This window comes from Cyclobacterium plantarum, from assembly GCF_011290685.1.
Taxonomy (GTDB): domain Bacteria; phylum Bacteroidota; class Bacteroidia; order Cytophagales; family Cyclobacteriaceae; genus Cyclobacterium; species Cyclobacterium plantarum.
On the sequence record NZ_JAANYN010000005.1, the window covers coordinates 365,797 to 384,770 of the forward strand.

Annotated in this window: 15 protein-coding genes; 9 read left to right on the top strand and 6 right to left on the bottom strand. The window is 45.5% G+C overall.

Translation table 11 applies throughout. From position 1 onward, the window contains the following. Positions 1-8: 8 nt before the first annotated feature. The 4 genes from G9Q97_RS13905 to G9Q97_RS13920 all read right to left on the bottom strand — a co-directional run bounded on the left by G9Q97_RS13905 (position 9) and on the right by G9Q97_RS13920 (position 3,817). Positions 9-1,076: a Gfo/Idh/MocA family protein gene (locus G9Q97_RS13905; RefSeq protein WP_166147809.1), complete on the bottom strand. Its 1,068-nt coding sequence runs from the start codon at positions 1,074-1,076 to the stop codon at positions 9-11. Between the two features lie 44 nt (positions 1,077-1,120). After that, complete coding sequence (locus G9Q97_RS13910; protein ID WP_166147811.1) at positions 1,121-2,719, bottom strand: sodium:solute symporter family transporter; 1,599 nt, start codon at positions 2,717-2,719, stop codon at positions 1,121-1,123. A gap of 298 nt (positions 2,720-3,017) precedes the next feature. Further along, positions 3,018-3,419, bottom strand: coding sequence for a hypothetical protein (locus G9Q97_RS13915; RefSeq protein ID WP_166147813.1), 402 nt, complete (start codon positions 3,417-3,419; stop codon positions 3,018-3,020). Then, complete coding sequence (locus G9Q97_RS13920; protein WP_246255670.1) at positions 3,416-3,817, bottom strand: hypothetical protein; 402 nt, start codon at positions 3,815-3,817, stop codon at positions 3,416-3,418. The genes G9Q97_RS13915 and G9Q97_RS13920 overlap by 4 nt, the downstream gene beginning before the upstream one ends. Before the next feature lie 612 nt (positions 3,818-4,429). On the opposite strand from G9Q97_RS13920, the gene G9Q97_RS13925 reads away from it, so the two are divergent. The 9 genes from G9Q97_RS13925 (at position 4,430) to G9Q97_RS13960 (ending at position 17,241) form a co-directional block, all read left to right on the top strand. Further along, positions 4,430-5,839, top strand: a complete 1,410-nt coding sequence (locus tag G9Q97_RS13925; protein WP_222851992.1) for an MltF family protein — start codon at positions 4,430-4,432, stop codon at positions 5,837-5,839. Between the two features lie 533 nt (positions 5,840-6,372). Then, the gene (locus G9Q97_RS13930) at positions 6,373-10,170 is read left to right on the top strand and encodes a hypothetical protein (RefSeq protein ID WP_166147817.1); all 3,798 of its coding nucleotides are present in this window, start codon (positions 6,373-6,375) and stop codon (positions 10,168-10,170) included. Continuing rightward, positions 10,167-14,324: a DUF6443 domain-containing protein gene (locus tag G9Q97_RS13935; RefSeq protein ID WP_166147819.1), complete on the top strand. Its 4,158-nt coding sequence runs from the start codon at positions 10,167-10,169 to the stop codon at positions 14,322-14,324. Before G9Q97_RS13930 ends, G9Q97_RS13935 begins: the two co-directional genes overlap by 4 nt. A 5-nt stretch (positions 14,325-14,329) precedes the next feature. Continuing rightward, positions 14,330-14,713 carry a hypothetical protein gene (locus G9Q97_RS13940; RefSeq protein WP_166147821.1) on the top strand — a complete coding sequence of 128 codons (384 nt, stop codon included), beginning with the start codon at positions 14,330-14,332 and terminating at the stop codon, positions 14,711-14,713. Positions 14,714-14,729: 16 nt separating this feature from the next. Further along, positions 14,730-14,894, top strand: a complete 165-nt coding sequence (locus tag G9Q97_RS24790) for a hypothetical protein (RefSeq protein WP_222851993.1) — start codon at positions 14,730-14,732, stop codon at positions 14,892-14,894. Then, complete coding sequence (locus tag G9Q97_RS13945; RefSeq protein WP_166147822.1) at positions 14,891-15,538, top strand: hypothetical protein; 648 nt, start codon at positions 14,891-14,893, stop codon at positions 15,536-15,538. Before G9Q97_RS24790 ends, G9Q97_RS13945 begins: the two co-directional genes overlap by 4 nt. Before the next feature lie 17 nt (positions 15,539-15,555). Then, positions 15,556-16,071, top strand: a complete 516-nt coding sequence (locus G9Q97_RS13950) for a hypothetical protein (RefSeq protein WP_166147824.1) — start codon at positions 15,556-15,558, stop codon at positions 16,069-16,071. A 159-nt stretch (positions 16,072-16,230) separates the two neighbouring features. Then, positions 16,231-16,866 (top strand): hypothetical protein, encoded by a 636-nt coding sequence (locus G9Q97_RS13955; protein ID WP_166147826.1) that lies wholly within the window; start codon positions 16,231-16,233, stop codon positions 16,864-16,866. Next, positions 16,867-17,241 (top strand): hypothetical protein, encoded by a 375-nt coding sequence (locus tag G9Q97_RS13960; protein WP_166147827.1) that lies wholly within the window; start codon positions 16,867-16,869, stop codon positions 17,239-17,241. Positions 17,242-17,397: 156 nt separating this feature from the next. Here G9Q97_RS13960 and G9Q97_RS24795 read toward each other — a convergent pair whose 3' ends face one another. Together G9Q97_RS24795 and G9Q97_RS13970 are read right to left on the bottom strand one after the other, a co-directional pair. Beyond that, a complete protein-coding gene (locus G9Q97_RS24795) occupies positions 17,398-17,754 on the bottom strand; it encodes a four helix bundle suffix domain-containing protein (RefSeq protein WP_222851994.1) in 357 nt (118 codons plus the stop codon). Positions 17,755-18,267: 513 nt separating this feature from the next. Beyond that, positions 18,268-18,936 carry a helix-turn-helix domain-containing protein gene (locus G9Q97_RS13970; protein ID WP_166147829.1) on the bottom strand — a complete coding sequence of 223 codons (669 nt, stop codon included), beginning with the start codon at positions 18,934-18,936 and terminating at the stop codon, positions 18,268-18,270. Positions 18,937-18,974 lie beyond the last annotated feature (38 nt).

Sequence of the window (18,974 nt, forward strand, 5' to 3'; positions counted from 1 at the left end):
AACTTTTCTTATTTGAATGGTAACCCACCCTGTTCATTTGATTCGTATAATTTTTCAACCAGGCGCATGGTTTGGAAGGCGTCTTCCACGGCATTGGGGAAAGTAGCTGTTGGATTTTTCAGCCGGTTTTGCAAGGATGCCATGGGACCCATAAATGCATGAGGGAACCAATCCCCCTCCAAAGGGACCTCCTGCCAGGCCTTCTCACTTTCCATTTTGCTGAAATATTCCAATTTGGATGCCCTTCCTTGAGGATAATCGAATGAAACCCCTATTTGTATCTTGATGGCACCTTGCGTTCCTTCCAGCTTCAGGTAAGATTCCTGCTCCTTAGATCCGTAATCGTGTCCATGGTTGGTAAGGATACGGGCTTGTCTGAATGTGTCATAGTCCAGAACGATTGTGCTTCTGGTGGCTGCCAATGAAGCAGCTTTGGGATGTTGGATGGTGCTTCCAAACACCCTTGATGGGTCTCCCCAAAAGGCCCTGACCGTATCCAAATAATGGATACTGTGGTACAAAATTTCTACCCGTGGCTTCTTTTTAAGGAATTCCCATAATTCCCAGGGGGTATACACAGCTACCTTAAACTCTATATCAAACAGGTCCCCGATCAGCCCCCGATCAATCAGGTCCATGGCAGCTAAGATAAATGGGGCATGCCGGAGTTGAAAATTGACAGCTGCCACCAGGGACTTTTCCCGGCATAGGGCAAGAATTTCCCTTGCTTCCTTAATGTTCTCGCCCATGGGTTTCTGTATCAGTACCGATGAGCCATCAGGTAATTGCTTCAGCAGATCTATAATTTGGTCTGCGGGTACAGCCAGATCAAATACCGCTCCGACTTCCAGGGCCTTCCGGATAAGCAAATCCAGGGAATCAAATGCAACCTGCTCCAACCCGAAAGATTCCTCCAGTGATTTTGCTTTTCCGGGTGTTAGATCATAAATGCCCGCAACCGGGAATTTTGCCATAGCGTAGGCTGGCAGATGGGCATCGCGCACAATGCCACCTGCCCCTATGATGACAACAGGAAGCGGGTTATCAGGAATTACCGGTCTTTGGTTCAATTGCATGTGTTGGAATAAATTTTAAATTTTTTTAGCCAGGCCATTTCTTCTCAATAGAAAGTCCAGTACAAAATCAGCATGGTAAGCAGTAAAGCGACACTCAGCCAATTGACAAGAGAGGATGGACTGCGGACTTTCAGGTAAAAGCCGGGGAAAATCACCTGTTTTTGTTTATCGAAAATGGAAATGACCGCATATAGCAAAACAGAGAAAATAAAGTTAAGGTAAGTTTGCTTTAACCAATTGATGCCCAGCCCCTCAGTACTGGAGATGTAATTCGAAATCCCTCCAATGGGGATATACTTTTCTACCAAAAAAACCGCAACAGCAAATAAACTTCCCCCCAATAGCGTAAAGAAGGCTGCATTGGCTGTCCCCCTGGAGGACAGTATCCCAAGCAGGAAAACGGCTACAATGGAAGGGGCAAAGATGGAAAACATTTGGTTGATCAATTCGAAAATCGTTCCCAGGCTACCCAGAAAGGGCGACCAGATTACGGCCAGGATCAATACCAGCACGCCGGTAATTCTCCCAATGTAAATCTTTTGCACATCGGCCAGGTTGGGTTTTAGTTTGTCGAAGACATCGTACACGATCAGCGTAGAACAGCTGTTGATTGCAGCGGCCACACTGCTCATCACTGCGGCAAGCAGGGCGGCCAGCATGAGTCCTTTCAGCCCCACCGGCATCAATTGATTGATCATCATCGGCAAGACGCTTTTGGTGTCAGTTCCGATCTCCTGCCTGAACAGGGCAAAGGCCAAAATGCCGGGCACTACCATGATGAATACAGGAAGGATTTTCAGGAAGCCGGCAAAGAGGGCTCCAAGCTTAGCCTGTTTTTCAGAGCGGGCACCCAATACCCGCTGCACAATGGTCTGGTCTGTACACCAATACCAGATCCCCAAAATCAGGTGACCGAATAGCATGTCAGCGAAAGTGAAGCCTTTTTTGGCAGCATCGAAGCTTACAATTTTAAAGCGATCCGGATCTACAGCCGTCTTTAGTTCCGCATAGGAAGTAATGCCTATCTCAGGTAAACGGTAGATGGCCAGCACCGTAATGGTCAGGGACCCGGCAATCAATATTACCGTCTGCACCGTTTCTGTGATCACTACAGAGGTCAGTCCGCCCACAATGGTGTAGATCCCTGTGGCCAGGGCAATGATGACAATGGACAATGGGATACTGACACCGAAAACATTTTCAAATACCACGGCTCCGGCATACAGGCTCACCCCGATATGCATAAACAGGGCAGCAAGAATACTGAATATGGCCAGCAGTATCCTGGACCGGGAGTCATAGCGTTTTTCCAGAAACTGGGGCAGGGTAGTGATTTTGGTACGCAGGTAGAAAGGGATGAACACAAAAGCAAGGATCAGGAGTTCGATTCCGGAAAACCACTCGAAATTGCCCCATACGATGCCATCTGTAAAGCCAGATTCGGCAAGCCCTACCAGGTGCACTGTAGAAATATTGGAAGCAAATAGGGAAGCGCCTATCACGGCCCATGACAATGACTTACCCGCCAAAAAATACCCTTCGCTGCTACGGTTTTTCTTGCGCACAGACAACAGTCCGATCAGGACAATGCCCAGCAGGTAGCCAGCGATGATCAATACATCCCAAAAGTCAGTTGAATCCATATCCAACAGTTTGGTGCAGGGAGCCGTCTGGGCGGAATAGGGAAGGGGCCAAGCCCGGCGCTATTGCATTCCGGGCTAAGCGAAGGGCCAAATTAATGGTGTGAGAGATCATGCCTTTGTCTTTTTGAAACTTATCGGGCCAAAAATAGAAAAACTAGGGCAAAAGACCTAATCATATTTTTAACCGAGCACTAAAATGAAAAATTAACTTGCTTCCGAACGAATTGGCATCATCAAATCCTGGTGTTTTGTAACCGAATCAGGTCAAAAGCTTGAATCAAACCAAAAAGCCCTGGAGCTACCGGTATTGGGGCCATGTCCGGTGAGCCAAAGCAGCACCGCCTACCAGCAACAATATTTGGAGAAACAAACCTGGTGCTGTTTCCAGGCTCCTGCCAATGACAAAGAGCAGCAGCACCATGGAAAAGAAAGCGAACATTCCGGTTAGTTCTTCTTTTTTGTCACTGGCTTTTCTGTTGAAAAAAATCTTGGCCAACAGCCCTCCAAATAGGAAGGTAAACCAGATCAGCCGATGCCGGAGGTCTTTGACCACATAGCTGAAGGTAGGAAAGTCGTTTCCTTCCAAAGTGACCAGCACAATATCAATCACTACCATCAATCCCAGCATGCTCGCCACAATGATCTTGATCGTTCGTATTTCGGACAAATGCCTGTTTAAAAACCTTTTGAATTTGCTCATGGCGTTACTGTATAATTCATGGACCAGAAAAAATGTCCGTACAGGAAACCGGCAATTAGAAGAGCCGTCAGGACGGCCTTGGATTTCTTAAAGGGCACTTTGAAAGCAATCAATACCATGATTATCGTCAGTCCGAAAAGAATCAAAACCGGAAACATGCCATTGGACATTTTGAAGGCCGCATTTGAGGTTCCCAAAAACAGGTGCCCGCCTATGGCCCCCAGGGCAAAGGGGATAAAGAAGGATTTGCCCTTAGACCAGTCCAGCAAGAGAATATTGGACGTGTCCTGATCAATTCCATTGAGCATGAGCAGGATTTCAAGGACAAAATAGGTAATGGTAATACCTATCATGATATTGACTACTGATATATACTGTATGCTCTCCATATTCAACATAGAAAATTCAAATTCAATTTAAGGCATTTTTGGGCAAAATGATATAGAAATCACATCTATTTTTGACCAAATAATATAGGGAATAAGGGTCTGGGCCAGGTACAACCTGTAAAATCCAATGTAAATATTCAAAATCACTTAGATCACTTATTTTTTTAGCTACTTCCCGATTTTAAACTGGGTGTAGATTGCATCTACATCCCTTCTATCCATTGATTTATGTCATCGAGGCATTTGTAATACCGGATCACTTGTAAAGTAATATTATTGGAGACGGGCAGGTCCAGCCATTGTAAATGGCTTTTTGGTAAGAATAATCTGTTTTTGCTTCGGTGATATCAGGGTGAAGTGGCATAATCACCCGGTAGATACGTTCATAAAAAAGATTTTGATCCATGTTTCCAGTAACTTTCCTATTTCGATGGATACCCATTGCCCTTTCTTACCTGGTCATTGGTTTAGCAGTACTTAATTTATGGTATTTAACCTATATAAAAAGGGGCTTCAAAGGAAATTAGTTGAACAATTTCTTGCAAATTTCATTTATTTGTTTATAATATGGAGGTTATGGATATAAGAATTACTACTTTATTTGCTGTTGTTTTATTAATAATGTCAGCTTGTTCTCAAGGAAGAAGAGGTTCCGGGGAAGAAGATGGCCAATCGCTGCCGGAAACTGTTCCTTACAAGGTGGAAAAGGATCTGGAAAGCATCAAAGAGGATGGGGTCCTGCATGCCATCACTATTTACAGCTCCACAAGCTATTTTTTGTACAAGGGAATGCCCATGGGTTTTGAGTATGAGCTATTGTCCCGGTTGGCAGAACACCTGGATCTGGAGCTTGAGATTACTGTTGCGGAGGATATTGATGATTTATTCGATATGCTGAACAATGGGGATGGAGATCTGATCGCCTATGGTTTGACGGTAACGGAGCCCAGAAAAAGACTGGTGGATTTTACGGAATACCATTATGTGACCCACCAGGCTCTGGTGCAGCGCATGCCGGACAATTGGCGCTCCCTGCCTGGCTATAAGATTGATAAACAGGTCATTTCCAATACGCTAGAACTGGAGGACGATACCGTTTGGGTGAGGGAAAACACTTCCTATTCCCAAAGGCTTCAAAACCTGCAGGATGAGATTGGGGCAGAAATCCCCGTTAAGCTGATTGACGGAAATATACCTACAGATGAAATCATCCGGATGGTGGTGGATGGGGAAATTGACAGGACGGTGGCCGACTACAATATTGCGGCCATCAACAAGACCTATTATCCCATATTGCATATTGATACCAGGATTTCCTTCTCCCAGCGCATCGCCTGGGCGGTAAGACAAAATTCCCCTGAATTGCTTCAAGCCATTAACGATTGGATCAAAGAGGAGAAAAAGTCAGACGACTACTATGTCATCTACAACAAATATTTCAAAAACAGGAAATCCTTCAGGGGCAGGATCCAAAGCGATTTTTACAGTAAAAACGGCAATAGGATCAGCGAATACGATGGTATCATTAAAGAAAATGCCCCTGAGTTGGGATGGGATTGGCGTTTCCTTTGTTCTCAGGTTTACCAGGAGTCGAGGTTTGATCCAAGGGCCACCTCCTGGGTGGGTGCCAGTGGGTTGATCCAACTGATGCCGGCCACGGCAAAGGAAGTGGGCGTTTCCAATAGTTATAACCCGGAACAGAATGTAAGGGGAGGGGTAAAGTACCTGGATAAAATGTGGGACAACTTCGAATCGGTAAAAGATTCCGTCCAAAGGGTAAAGTTTACCCTGGCAGCCTTCAATTGTGGGGCGGGTCATGTGTATGATGCCATGCGGCTGGCAGAAAAGCACGGAAAAGACCCGGCCATCTGGGACGAAAACGTAGAAGAATTCATCTTGAAACTGGCGGACAAGGAATACTACTACGATGATGTGGTCCGCCATGGATTTGTGAGGGGAGCGGAACCTTACCACTATGTCAGGGACATATTTCTGCGGTATGAGCATTACAAACAGTTTATAGAGATGTGATCTGATCCATGGTTTGAATCCGAATTTGTTGATCATTGAATAGGCTACTTCTATGACTGGTCGAAGCCGTTGTTCACTTTTACGGTAGCAATGTAGCCGGCGTATTATTCAGGATTCAATGATCTTAAAACGGGAGATGGGAGTTAAAATTTATCCACAAAAAAATTTGGATAGTTACACGAATTAATTAACTTCACTATCAGAAAAGCCAACACTACTATTTTAACTGCCTCGTTTTCTTTGCTGACATATTGGTTTGTCAAAGGTCCTTTTTGATACAAAAGCCGTTGTATTTTGGAGCAAAAAGGTTTTTCAATCAACTGCAAAGCCGAAAACTGTTGACATTAATCAGCTTTTTTTAAAAAAAACAAATCTACCAATTTATCAACCTTTAGGTGTCGTTGCGGTCCATGGTGACTTTTTGAATATCCTATACTTAATGCTTAAAGGTTTTCGTTTCATCGAGCTTGTGTTTCCCATGTAAACAGGAGTACGGCATTACTATGTGTTAACCTACTAATGCCTTTTTTATTATGAAACCTTTACTATTCCTACAAACAGGGCTGCCATTACTGTGGCTGAAACCACCGTATGCCAGGGAAAAAATCAATCCAAGCCGCCTCCCCTTATCTGGAAGTTTAAATACCCCCGGCCGAAACCACCCGGCTACTGTCGGAAATGGTTGGGAAGTTTGCCCTCTGTCCGGTCCGATGCGAAGAACAAATCACTGCGCTGTGGACAAAAATGATGAACATGAAAACAACCCTATCGCCGATGAAGCAAATGGGCAGGTAACCAGAAATCAATCCAGTTTGATTTTTAGAAACCCCATTGATTTTACCATGAAAACCATCCGTAAGTGCGACCAACACTGGTGGTTTTGCTTAGTCACCTACCTGCAAATGAACCTGATGCCTGCCGTCACTTTAGGACAGGAAATGGCATTCAGGGCCCAGGTCACCCCACCCTCTCCCGAAGTGAGTGCCCTGGCCAAATTTGCCGACACGCGCATATCCCATTATTCCGGCCTACCGGATATCAACATCCCCCTGTACGCTATTGCAGAACAAGAACTGGAAATTCCGGTACGGCTAAGTTACCATGCCGGTGGAATCCGCGTGGAAGAGAGAGCGGGATGGGCAGGACTGGGTTGGGCCCTGAACGCTGGCGGAAGCATTAGCAGGACCATGAAGGGGCTTCCGGATGAGCATAACCAGTCAAGCAGCGGCTATATCCAGCATGATGTGTTGCCTGATCAACTGTCTACCAGCCAATTGGCGGACTATTATAACCGCACACAAAGTGCAACTATCGATTTTGAGCAGGATATTTTCCACTTTGCATTCGCCAACTTTTCCGGAAAATTTGTGCTCGATAAAAATGGTGAAGTTGCCTTCCTGAATGCCAGTAACTTAAAAATTCAATTTGATCAGGTTAACAGGAATATTGTCCGATGGAAGGTATGGGACGGAAGAGGAAACCAGTATGTTTTCGAAGATCTGGAGCGAACGATCACGGAAGCGATCTCCGAAGGCAAATCAGCACTTTTCCGGTCTATTTATCATTCGGCCTGGCACCTGAGTAAAATCATTACCTATGGTGGAAGGGAAATAACCTTCCTTTACGAAAACTATACCGAATCCTATTATTCCAGGGCAACCCAATCTGCTTCCTATTTTTTAAGTGGAACTTCCGGAAGCGGTGTCTGCGGCACCAACAGAATGACCAATGGGTTTTCTGAAGTAACCATACGGGGAAAACAATTGCAGGCGATTCATTTTGGTTTGGGGAAAATACTAATCGAAAGTAAGGATGACCGGAAAGACGCTGCGTCCAGAAGACTTTCGGGTATCAAGGTGTTCAATAACAGGGACCGGCTCATCAGATCGTTTACATTTGACCATGATTATTACCAATCGACCTTGTCGGGCGAACACATCAACCTTCCGGATTTCATAGCCAGGGCTACGCCCGGGAAACGGCTTCGTCTTACGAAAGTCATCGAAAATACCACAAGTCAGGTGCTGGAGTATTTTCTGGAATATAACGCCAATACCTTACCGCATTTGTTTTCCAATGCACAGGACCATTGGGGTTTTTACAATGGAGAGGACAACAGGAGCCTTATCCCGCAGTATATGAAATTCCGGCAAGCCAATGCAAACCGGCTGGTGGTTCCGGAAAAGGCAGCAATGGGTTGCTTAAAAAAAATCTCCTATCCGACCGGTGGGACCATTACTTATGAAATGGAAAGCAATACCGTATTGGTCCGTTCAAATGATTATTACAATTATTTTAGTCCGGTAGCCCTGGAAAAGGATCAACCCATATATTCCGCCTCGGTAAACAGCAAACGCCCCAAAGCTTATTTTCAGGTGGAACCTCAGGAATCCGAAGTTGATACACACAAGTTGATCCGGTACAGTGTTCAGCTGAACGGTTCGGTGGATTGCGATGGACGAGGCAGAGACTGCCGGGGCTCCCTGGACGTATACCTGTACTCCCCTGCAGACAGGTCCTTTGTAAGTTTGCTTTCCAATACCATCAAAAAGGGGAGCATTACAGGTGAAATTTGGCTGAAAGCAGGCACCCAATACCAACTACAGTTAGAGGGTCCTGCCAGCGTGACGGCAGGAGTGACCGCTACCGTTTCAGGTAGAAAAAACCCACCAAACCAGGAGGGTACCGGTCAGATAGAAGTTCCTACGGGAGGCTTGCGGGTCAAATCCATAACCAAGGATTTTGGCCACCAAACCGAAACCATCCAATATCGCTATGAGCAAGCCGGGGACAGCATTTCCTCAGGCTCGCTGGCCACCTTTCCAAAATACGATTTTATCACTTTCAATACCAACACCCAAAAGGTTCCGGGTAGAAATGATATTTTGGTAGATCACTGTTTGAAATTTGAATTACGGTCTTATTCTCAGCTACCGTTATCTTCTGGTGCGGATTTCTTTGGCTATGCCAACATTAAGGAGATCAGGGAAAACGAGGAAGGGGAAATTCTTCGCACAGATTATCAATACCTATCCCCAAAGCATTTCCCGGATCAATCCCGCTATGTGGCTCCTTTCGGCATCGTGCGAAGCGCAGAAGGAAAAAGGGGTGTGCCAGCCGGAGTGATTTATTTTGTTCAAACCAAAGAGGGTTTCCAAAAATCCCGGGAATTGACCTATACCTATCAGGCATCGGAAAGGGCCTCACATGAAAACTTTGTTTTTTCTTGCATGGGTTACGGGCCCGGAGGATGTCAGGATGTCCGGTACCTGAAATATTTCAATACCACGGTCTGGAATCCCCGCATTGAAATAAAGGAGATTCGGTTTGATATCCAGACCGGTACTGCCTTTGATAAAACCAGCACAACAACCTATGATGAGAATTACCTTTTGCCCATAAAGCAGACCCATTCCCTATCCCGGCACGCAAACCTGGAAGAATATTACTATTATCCATTCAACCTTCCAGAGGCCTTGAATGCTTCCGGGGACCAGTCCATACTTGCTGGCCTTATGGATGCCAATAGGATTACTCCCAGCCTGGCTCAGGTAAAAAAAATGGCCGGGCAACAGGTTGAGCAGCAACAGGTCCAAATGAAAAGGTACCATGGAAAAATTTTACCGGCAGGACTGCACAAAAAGCACGCTGACCATCAAACATTTATGGACTTAAGTATTTTATCCTATGATTCGTTTGGGAATATCCTGGAGCAGACGCCCCGGACTGGTCCAAGGCAAAGTTTTCTCTGGTTTGAAGAGGGCAGGTGGATGGCAGCCGCTGTTCATAATGCGGCTGCTTCGGAAATTGCCTATACTTCTTTTGAAACTGCTGATAAAGGAGGATGGACTTTCACAGGAGACCCCTATTCAAGCAAGGGTGCCAAAACCGGAGTAAACTTGTATCACCTGGGAAGGGGAGCCATCAACAAAACGGAGATACCGGCAAGTCCTGACCGTGTGTTTCTACTTTCCTTTTGGGCAAAAAGAACCAGCCGCCGGACTTCAGCGAACTGGAGCTTTATGGGGGAAACTGTGCAGTTGACCGATGAATGGCAATTGATCCAACGGGAAGTGACCGGCGACAAGCTTACCCTTTCCGGACAGGGTGTTTTGATAGACGAATTACGCCTTCACCCCAAGGATGCCTTTATGGAAACCTATACCCATGAACCCCTGATCGGCATCAGCAGCAATACAGATCAAAGAAACCATACCCGCTATTATGAATACGATGCCATGGGCAGGCTGGAGACCATTCGCAACATGGATTGGGACATTCTGGAACACTACGCATATACCTACCAATCCCAAAAACCGATATTGCCATGAAAACCAAACTGATATACCTTGCTATTCTGACAGTGTTTTCCTGGACGGACAAGTCCGCTATTGCACAGGAAAACAGCATCCGCACATTTCGCCCGGAAGTGCCGCTGAAAGCAACACCCTCATTAGAAGGTTCTCCCTCGGTTAAAATATCAACGGTATACCTGGATGGGCTGGGCAGAGAACGACAGATCGTCAGCCAGGGGGCCGCTCCAGGCGGTGGGGACATTGTCCAGCCACTGCATTACGATTCCTTCGGCAGACCTGACCGTGAATACCTTCCCTATGTCCCGATAACCAACAATGTCCCCGGTGCATTCCGGCCTGATTTTGAGGCTGAACATGCCAGCTACTACCGGCAGAAGTACACCGGAGATGCTTATGGCTATCAGGAAATCGTTTATCAATCTTCGGATCTTTTATCACCGCAAACCATCTCTCCTCCCGGCAAAGCCTGGAGACCGGGGTCGGGACGGGAAACAAAATTCCACGAGCGACCCAACCGGGCCGGGGAACAGGTCCGTATCTGGACGGTGAACGGTGACGGCCTGCCGCTTACCAAGGAAAGCTATGCCGCCGGAGAACTTTGGGTCAGCAGTATTACCGATGGAGAAGGAATCCAAAGCCTGATATACACGGACAAACTGGGCAGGGAAATACTGAAAAAGAATCAGGCCGGACCAAACCCCTCTGAAGCCCATGCAGGATGGCACTGCACCTACTACATTTATGACAGGATGGGCGATCTGCGCGTGGTTCTCCCTCCCAAAGCAGTGGAAATCCTGTCCGACAACTGGCAGCGTTCCCGGGATATGGAACTAGCCGAAGGCTTGTATTTCCTTTACCGCTTTGATGGCAAAAAGCGGCTGATCGAAAAGAAGATCCCTGGAAAAGCAAGGGAAGAATTCCTTTACGATGATCGGGACCGGCTTGTTGGCAGCAGGGACGGCAACCTGGCGTTGGCCGGCCAATGGCGGTACACGAAATATGATGTTCACAACAGACCGGTACAGACGGGGATTATCAGCGATAAAAGGAATAGGGAAACCCTGCAAAAAGACCTGGACCCGGAAGGCTCCCAATACCTACCCGGAAAGCCTGAAATAGTACCGGTAACGTACGGAAAAACCTTTCCCATTAGCTCTTCCGACTGGCAGAACCGGTACCAGGCTTTGCGGACCATCGTACCGAAACCGAATTTTAAGTTTGAGCCAAAAGGGATCTCGAATTTTCCCGTAGAAATTGATACATCTTCGGACAAACCCCTTGCACCTGAACCTTTTCCCCGTGAAGAAGGAGAGATTCTTACCCGGACCTTTTATGACGACTACCGCAACAGTAAAAGGGCATTCCAGGAAAAAGGGACTGGCATCAGCTCCCTACCCGCCTCCGGACTGTCCACAGGAAAATTAGTGAAAGATATGGCCTCTGACCAATTAATGGAATCCGTCGCGCATTACGATGACATGGGTCGGTCGGTGCTTACCCTATCGGAACACCACCTGGGCGGGAACATCGAAAATTCGGTTAAATTTGATTTCAGAAATAGGCCCCTGGAAACGCAAACCCAAATCCACGGCAGCCTGGCCCTACGCTATACCGACAGGTACCAGTACAGTCCGGAAGGCTACCTCAGTGCCATTTACCGGCGCATGGGGGAGGAGCAGGAAACCCTGCTGGCCTCCTATGCCTACGGGTTGACCGGCCAAATGGAAGAAAAGCACCTCGGTGGCCTGGCTACTTTCCAATATGAACGCCATATTCAGGGCTGGACCAATGCCATCAGGCCCAAGAGCGCGGATCCCGGCTTGTTTTCCATGACGCTCACCCATGAAACCGGCCCAAAGCCCTTGTTCAATGGCAATATCTCCGAAATGGTATGGAGCGGAAGGGACCGGCAACACCGGGCTTACCGGTTTGACTATGATCCTGTGGGCCGGTTGACAGCAGCTTCCTATTCCGTTCCTGGAAAAAACACCGAAAAGGACAGGTACAGCCTAAGGGGCATGCGATACGATGCCAATGGGAACCTCCTTGGCCTTATCCGGCACAACAGGCAAGGAAAAAACAGCTTCGGAGAAGTGGACCGGCTCAGTTATCGTTATGCACCTTACAGCAACCTCTTGGAAAGCATCAGCGATGCGGTACCCGACGCAGGTTTTGCTGCAAGGGATTTTAGCTCCGCCCCCGTCTCCGGGGATTACCGGTACGATCCCAATGGCAACCTAACGGCCAGCCCCGACAAGGGTATCAAGCGCATCCGCTACAACCATCTGGACCTTCCCCAAGAAGTGGTGTTTGACTCCGGAGAAAAACTGCAGTTTGCCTATTCGGCCGAAGGACAGTTGCTGTATAGAAGGCTGGAAAAAAAAGGCAAAATGATGGAGCGGACGGATCAGCTGGGCGAACTGGTGCTGGCCGACGGCAAACCCCGGCAGTTGCTGCACCCGGAAGGAAGGGCCGTTTGGGAAAAAGGAAACTGGGTTCCCGAGTTTTTTATCAGGGACCATCTCGGGAATGTCCGGGAGGTGCTCAGAAAACCGATTAGCTCCACCGTCCTGGCCAGCATGGAGCCCGGTAGAGGCAAAGAGGAAAACAAGCATTTTGAAGGGATAGACCAAACCCGACAGGCCGGGGTGGAACACAACAGCACGCCCGGAGGCAGCCATTCCGCTTGGCTGAATGCGGGCCGGGGAAGGATGCTCGGGCCTGCCAGAAGGCAAAAGGTAGCGATCGGGGAGCAGATAAGGCTCTCGGTCCGGGGCAAATACCGGGATAGCCGCGCGTTGTCGGTAAAACCGGAAACCTTTCTCGGCAGTGGGGCGAAAGACCGCCTGCTGGACGACCTGACAGAATTCGGAAATGCGCCTGTGGCCGTCGGTAATCCGGTGCTGTGGCTTTCTCTGGCAGACTTGCTGATCAAAGAACTGCAGAACAAACCGGTGCCAGAGGCGTATTTGTTGTACGTTCTATACGACAGCGAGGGGAAGCTTTATCGGCAGGAAAAAAGAACCTTGACAAAAAAAGCGGCCGGAAAACACGAATTATTGGAGACAAATTTTTATATTGAAAAGGATGGGTATTTGGAGGCCTTTTTGGTAAACGAGACCGAGACCGATGTATGGTTTGATGATTTTCGGGTGCAGACCCTGAGTCCGCTGGTGGTGCAGGAAGACCATTATGACCCTTGGGGGCTGTCGCTCAGTGGGCTGGAATACCGGGCGGAAGATCGGGATAAGAATAATTATAAATTTAACGCAGGGAGTTTCTTGTTAGATCGCCTGGGATGGTACCAAACCCCCAATCGCTTATATGATCCGGTTTTGGGAAGGTTTTGGGGCATGGACAAGCTGTCTGATATGTACACCTCCATTAGTCCCATGGCCTTTGGATTCAATAACCCGCTTTTATTTTCCGACCCTACCGGTTTGGCGGGGGACTGCGATGGCTGTCCGGAGTTTCAGCTTCCGGTAGTGACGGTCAACAGCCGCCCGAACCGCGGGTACCGGATGCAGCTGGAGTCACAACTGCAGCTTATGCGTCAGAGTCGAAACCCCGTTTACCGCAACCTGGGGCAAACGGCCTACCGGGAAGGGCTGCAGGCGGCCAGGGACTTGTACCAGCGGGGGCGGAAGTTACATTTCAGCGAATCGGAAGCACTGGCATCAAGGAACAGCCGGTATTTGGATGGCATTGGCATGATGGTTTCCTATGGCATTACGGGTAGCATGGTAGCTGCCTTTGCTTCGCCGGCGCTGGTGAGGGGCTTGGTGGATGGATTGGGTGCCCGGGTCGTTCAACGGATGGGGATGGAAGCGGGGTTGCAGATGGGGATGAGTTTAATTCTTAGAAGGGATTTAGCTGGGGTCGATTATGCGGATATTTTGACAACTGGAGTATTTGGTAAGTCCGCATTTTTTGGCCACGCATTATTGGATTTAGATTCATCTAGCGGGCTAAGTGATTCTTTTGGCATTCTTGGTGAAAAAAAGTCGATTTTGGCTTCAACAATTGACGGCCTGGTAGGTGGATTTAATTTCGGATATGGCCAACTTTTAAATAACTCAGAAATAGATAGAGCAACAATTAATTTCATTTCTACATTTAATGGGGGAGCTAGAACTTTGGTCGGACAAGTCTCCACACTGGATAACTAAAGAATATGAAAAAGGAAACTTTGATAAAAACTACCGGCAAAATAGTAGCCGTTATTACGTTTCTTGTAATTGCTGACTATTTAATTCAGGAAAAATACAAATCATATAAAAAAACATATACAGTGGGTATCCTAGGCGATACCATTAAACCATATGGACAGGATTTTCAAGTTCGTTTTAACTTTGATTTTAATGGATTAAGAAGGCATTCCTTTAATTCGATCGGAGATAATAATATAGAGAGTAAAACCTATTTAATAGAAGTTCCAATTAGAAAACCAGGTAGAAGCCGAATCCTTTGGGATTATCCCGTTCCCGACACGCTAAAAGCCCCTTATGAAGGCTGGGAGGAAATACCGGCGTTTTTGAAAAAGCGGGAGGGAGACTGAATCGTATGCAAAACCGATGCAACTGGAATCGCCACTACAGCTTCCGCAGCAGAGAGCAGTCCCCTTTACTGCAACCTGTGACAAACGACCTACCGGGGGGGGGCTACAAGCGGACATGTGGAATAAACCCATACGGTACAATGATCCTGGGGAACTTGTACGGATTGTGAGGAATAAGTGAAGAAACCGTATGAGCGTCAGGTTTACCATTCTACCGGAGGAGCAGAATATATTTTTGGTAATGGGGAATGGACACGAGATGGAGGAATGCTAGACGGCGTTAATGTTGAGGCCTCAAGGTTAGAAAATAACGAGGCCGATCTCGGTCGCGTAAACCTTGCATTGACTATTGGAGGGGGTATTTATGGAGGATTTGAAGGACTTTCCAACAGTCAGGGTTTCTGGCTTGGCCAAAACGAAAAGTATTATTCTGCCCGCTGGGGAGGAAACCAATATACAGGAAGCAGGGCTGGGGCATTTCGAGCGGCAAAGGCTTATGGATTAGCCGGTAAAGCCACATTGATTGGATCCGCAGGAATTGGTTTTTATTTAACATTAAACGGATACCAGCTTGACGGTGAGAAATTTGGTTATAATGCGCAAATGGCAGCAGCCGGCAGTGCAGGGAGTATTTTGGGAGGAGTGGCCGGAGCTAAAGCGGGATTATTGATTGGAGGAGCAGCCGGGTCTTTTTTTGGAGGAGTTGGAGCAATTCCAGGTGCCGTATTAGGAGGGGTTATAGGTGGTTTTGGTTTAGGCTTGGGAGGAAGTTATTTTGGTGAATTTGTTGGGGAGACTGCAATTGATCAACTTCATAACCCATAGCATTAATAATATTTATTATGGAAAAAATAGAACTTTGGTTAAATATTGTACATTACTGCGTCTATAAGTTAGATTATAGACTTCACTTGCTGTCCAATAAGATAAACCCTTTTTTGCTTTTAGGAAAAATACCGGCCGTGGAAAAAAACTTTAAAGATCAAGGTTCAAGTTTAAAGGAATTTGGAAATAAGTTCTGGACAGATAGGCGGTATGGTTTTGGGATAATGATATCTGGAGCGACATTAACTATGTTGATCTTTTTTATGATTTGGGTAATATTTCTCGTTGTGAATAGTTTGCTAAGTTACCCCTTTAATTTTACCTGGCACCCGTTTGTATTCTGCCTTATTTTGGCCTACTCTATTTGCCATTTATTTGTTTTCCGAAATGAAAAATACATTAAATACTTCAAAAAGTTTGATAAGAGATCAAAACAGGAAAAGCAAAAATATGGGTTTTTATCCCTGGTTTTTGCATCTGGAACGATTATATTAGTTTTTTTAAGTTTCCGAATTTTACCTCCGCTTCCTTAATTGGAGAGTGCTAAAATTGAAAAATATTTATTTTCTACCCGGACTCGGAAGCGTCAGTGGCACCCTGTGAAGGGGGGAGGAGATTCCGGAGTTTGATAAAGAAAGAAGATAACTGAATCGCTAACGAACCGGATGCAGCTGGAGTCACAACTGCAGCTAATGCGTCAGAGTCGAAACCCCGTTTACCGCAATTTGGGGCAAACGGCCTACCGGGAAGGGCTGCAGGCAGCCAGGGACTTGTATCAGCGGGGGCGGAAGTTGCATTTCAGCGAATCGGAAGCACTGGCATCAAGGAACAGCCGGTATTTGGATGGCATTGGCATGATGGTTTCCTATGGCATTACCGGCAGCATGGTAGCGGCGGTCGCATCGCCGGTTTTGGTCAGAGGAATGATAGAGGCTTTTGGAAAATCTGCTTTATTTCATTCAGGTATTGAAGCAAGCCAACAAATGATTTTCAGTTTCCTGGGTAATGGCGACTTTTCTAAGGTTGACCTTTTTGACATAGCAGCAGCTGGAGTGTTTAGAAAAAGTGCCTTTCTTTTTCAAGGCTTTGGCGATTTTACTACAAAAGCCGGGTTTCAGGATGCTTTGGGATTAGCAAGTGAGATCGGAATCGGGGGTACAAAATCGACTACAGCAAGTTTGGTTGATCTCGGAGTAGGCGGCTTCAATTGGAAATGGAAAAACACCTTAGATAATTCTGATATTGATAAGGTTGTCATTAATACCATTTCCAATTTTAATAATACGATAACATTGGGGGTTGGTGAAATAATAAAAACAAGGGAATAGATGTTAAAAATTACACTGAAAATTGTTGCTTTTATTTTCATTTGGATAATTATCGCATTTTTCTATCAGAAAAATTACGATTCTTTGGAGAAAAAGTATGCTGTTGGGTGGGTAGTAGGAAAGGAAACTGGTTTACGGCAAGGGTTTTATGTCAATTTTAATTTTGAATTTCAAGGAGAGAAATTAACAAACATTAGTTCTCAAGAAAATTATTCGGTTAGTAAAGGCGAGTTTTATTTGGTGGAGATTCCTGTAAAAAAAGTCAACAAGGCTAAAATGTTGCTTGACTATCCCGTTCCCGACACCCTAAAAGCCCCTTACGAAGGCTGGGATCAAATACCCGAGTTTTTGAAAAAGAGGGAAGGAGGTGATTGAAATGCAATCTGTCCGGCTAGCGAGGCAACTTCTCCTTCGCTGAATTGATTGATCGCCGGTGTCTGGCAGCTGCGGATCTGTTAGGCTGCAGCTTTCGGTTGGTGCCCGTGCACAGGAGGAGTCTCGGTTTTTTAGGGTTTCGGAATTTCTCCGGGCCTACCCGAGAGCGTTGCGTTTCGGTAAATCCATAGGCCGCCAGGTTTGCGGTTTGGTTAATAGATTTTTTTGGACACTTGGGATTCGTGAAACAGCATCCCAGGTGTTCCAAAATATCCCAACAACTAATTTGCCTTTTTTTCGCTGTTCAATTCTGGCTCGGGTCATTCGTTCTCTGAGTCCTCCCTCGTTGACAAAAGCAATTTCCAATTGCTTAATTTGTTGTTTTAAGAGATAGGTGCAGATTTTAATTAGCGTAATCATGGCATTTGCACAAATTTCCGGATCTGCGTGCTCAATGGCTTCTTTGAATGTGTCGTAGGTTGGCGTCGGAGTGCTTTTATTTAGTTCGCGCACGCGGTAAACAAGGCGATGAAGCTTATCCCAAATCGGAAGCGCCCGGGTTCTAAAAAATCCTCATAGTCAATTTGAAGCTCTTGTAAACTTGCCCGGGCTATATTTATGAGCTTAATTTCCCATTCTTTATTTCCTACACCGAAAACCCTTTCTTTTTCATCATGATACCTTCCTTTCTTAAGTTGTTTTTGATAATCCCTTCCGGCATTATCAAATTCCAACAAAACATATGGAAGAGACTCATCTCTTGAAGAAACGAGCTTTGTTACCGGCCCGATTCCTCGAATACCACCTATTGGAATAAATACAATCTCTTTTGAGTTCTTTAATTCTATTTAGTTTCGTTTTTATTTTTGGTTCTTTTTAATTCTGACTAACGTTTATGCATAAGATTAGTTGCGTTGTTTAGCACCTGATTTAGCAAATACAAACTGAATAGAAAACCCCCAAGGATTTTCGTAAATAGGGCAGAGCTAGCGATTAATTTTACACGAGACTACCATTTTTAGTTACTTAATAAGTTATTGTTCCTTTATCATTTTTTTCTACGACATAAGTTTTAGTCAGTTTATCATATAAGTTTTGATTTTTATCATCCCAAAGAATCCAGATAATAGGAATAAGAAAAAAACTCAATACACCTTTTAAAAGCTCACGAATGGCACCTTCTTCTGCTTTTTTATAGTCATCTCCAGTCTCTGATGATATAACTTTCAAACCAAAGATACGGTGTCCTAAATTCCCTATAAACATTGGGTAAAATATGGCACCAACAATTAGCCCTAAAACAGGAGCAAATACAAAATCAATAGAATTTTCATTAAGTAACTCTTTTAATGATGGGGTCTTATAAATTCTATAGGGGATTAAAATAGTGATGAAATAGATAAATGATTCTACTAAATTTGCTAAAAATCGTTTTCCTTTCGATGCTAATCTAAATCCGTAAACTAGATTACTGTTAATATTATCTTCAATTATTTTTTTGCTGTTTATTAAATCCTCTATATTAATATCTAGTACTTCGCATATTAATATTAATGTTTTTCCTCGTGGTTCACTTTCATTATTTTCAATCCGCTGTATTGTTCTTAAATTTACTTTTGATAATTCGGCTAACTCTTCTTGAGTTAACCCTTTTGACTTTCTAGTTTCACTAATTTTTTTCCCAATTATACTCATTATAAATTCTGTTTAAATTTCTTCAAAGTTATTAATGA

Bases quoted from the DNA above. Each gene is read 5' to 3' on its own strand.
- G9Q97_RS13905 (WP_166147809.1), bottom strand. From the start codon at position 1,076: ATGCAATTGAACCAAAGACCGGTAATTCCTGATAACCCGCTTCCTGTT.
- G9Q97_RS13910 (WP_166147811.1), bottom strand. From the start codon at position 2,719: ATGGATTCAACTGACTTTTGGGATGTATTGATCATCGCTGGCTACCTG.
- G9Q97_RS13915 (WP_166147813.1), bottom strand. From the start codon at position 3,419: ATGAGCAAATTCAAAAGGTTTTTAAACAGGCATTTGTCCGAAATACGA.
- G9Q97_RS13920 (WP_246255670.1), bottom strand. From the start codon at position 3,817: ATGTTGAATATGGAGAGCATACAGTATATATCAGTAGTCAATATCATG.
- G9Q97_RS13925 (WP_222851992.1), top strand. From the start codon at position 4,430: ATGTCAGCTTGTTCTCAAGGAAGAAGAGGTTCCGGGGAAGAAGATGGC.
- G9Q97_RS13930 (WP_166147817.1), top strand. From the start codon at position 6,373: ATGAAACCTTTACTATTCCTACAAACAGGGCTGCCATTACTGTGGCTG.
- G9Q97_RS13935 (WP_166147819.1), top strand. From the start codon at position 10,167: ATGAAAACCAAACTGATATACCTTGCTATTCTGACAGTGTTTTCCTGG.
- G9Q97_RS13940 (WP_166147821.1), top strand. From the start codon at position 14,330: ATGAAAAAGGAAACTTTGATAAAAACTACCGGCAAAATAGTAGCCGTT.
- G9Q97_RS24790 (WP_222851993.1), top strand. From the start codon at position 14,730: ATGCAACTGGAATCGCCACTACAGCTTCCGCAGCAGAGAGCAGTCCCC.
- G9Q97_RS13950 (WP_166147824.1), top strand. From the start codon at position 15,556: ATGGAAAAAATAGAACTTTGGTTAAATATTGTACATTACTGCGTCTAT.
- G9Q97_RS13955 (WP_166147826.1), top strand. From the start codon at position 16,231: ATGCGTCAGAGTCGAAACCCCGTTTACCGCAATTTGGGGCAAACGGCC.
- G9Q97_RS13960 (WP_166147827.1), top strand. From the start codon at position 16,867: ATGTTAAAAATTACACTGAAAATTGTTGCTTTTATTTTCATTTGGATA.
- G9Q97_RS13970 (WP_166147829.1), bottom strand. From the start codon at position 18,936: ATGAGTATAATTGGGAAAAAAATTAGTGAAACTAGAAAGTCAAAAGGG.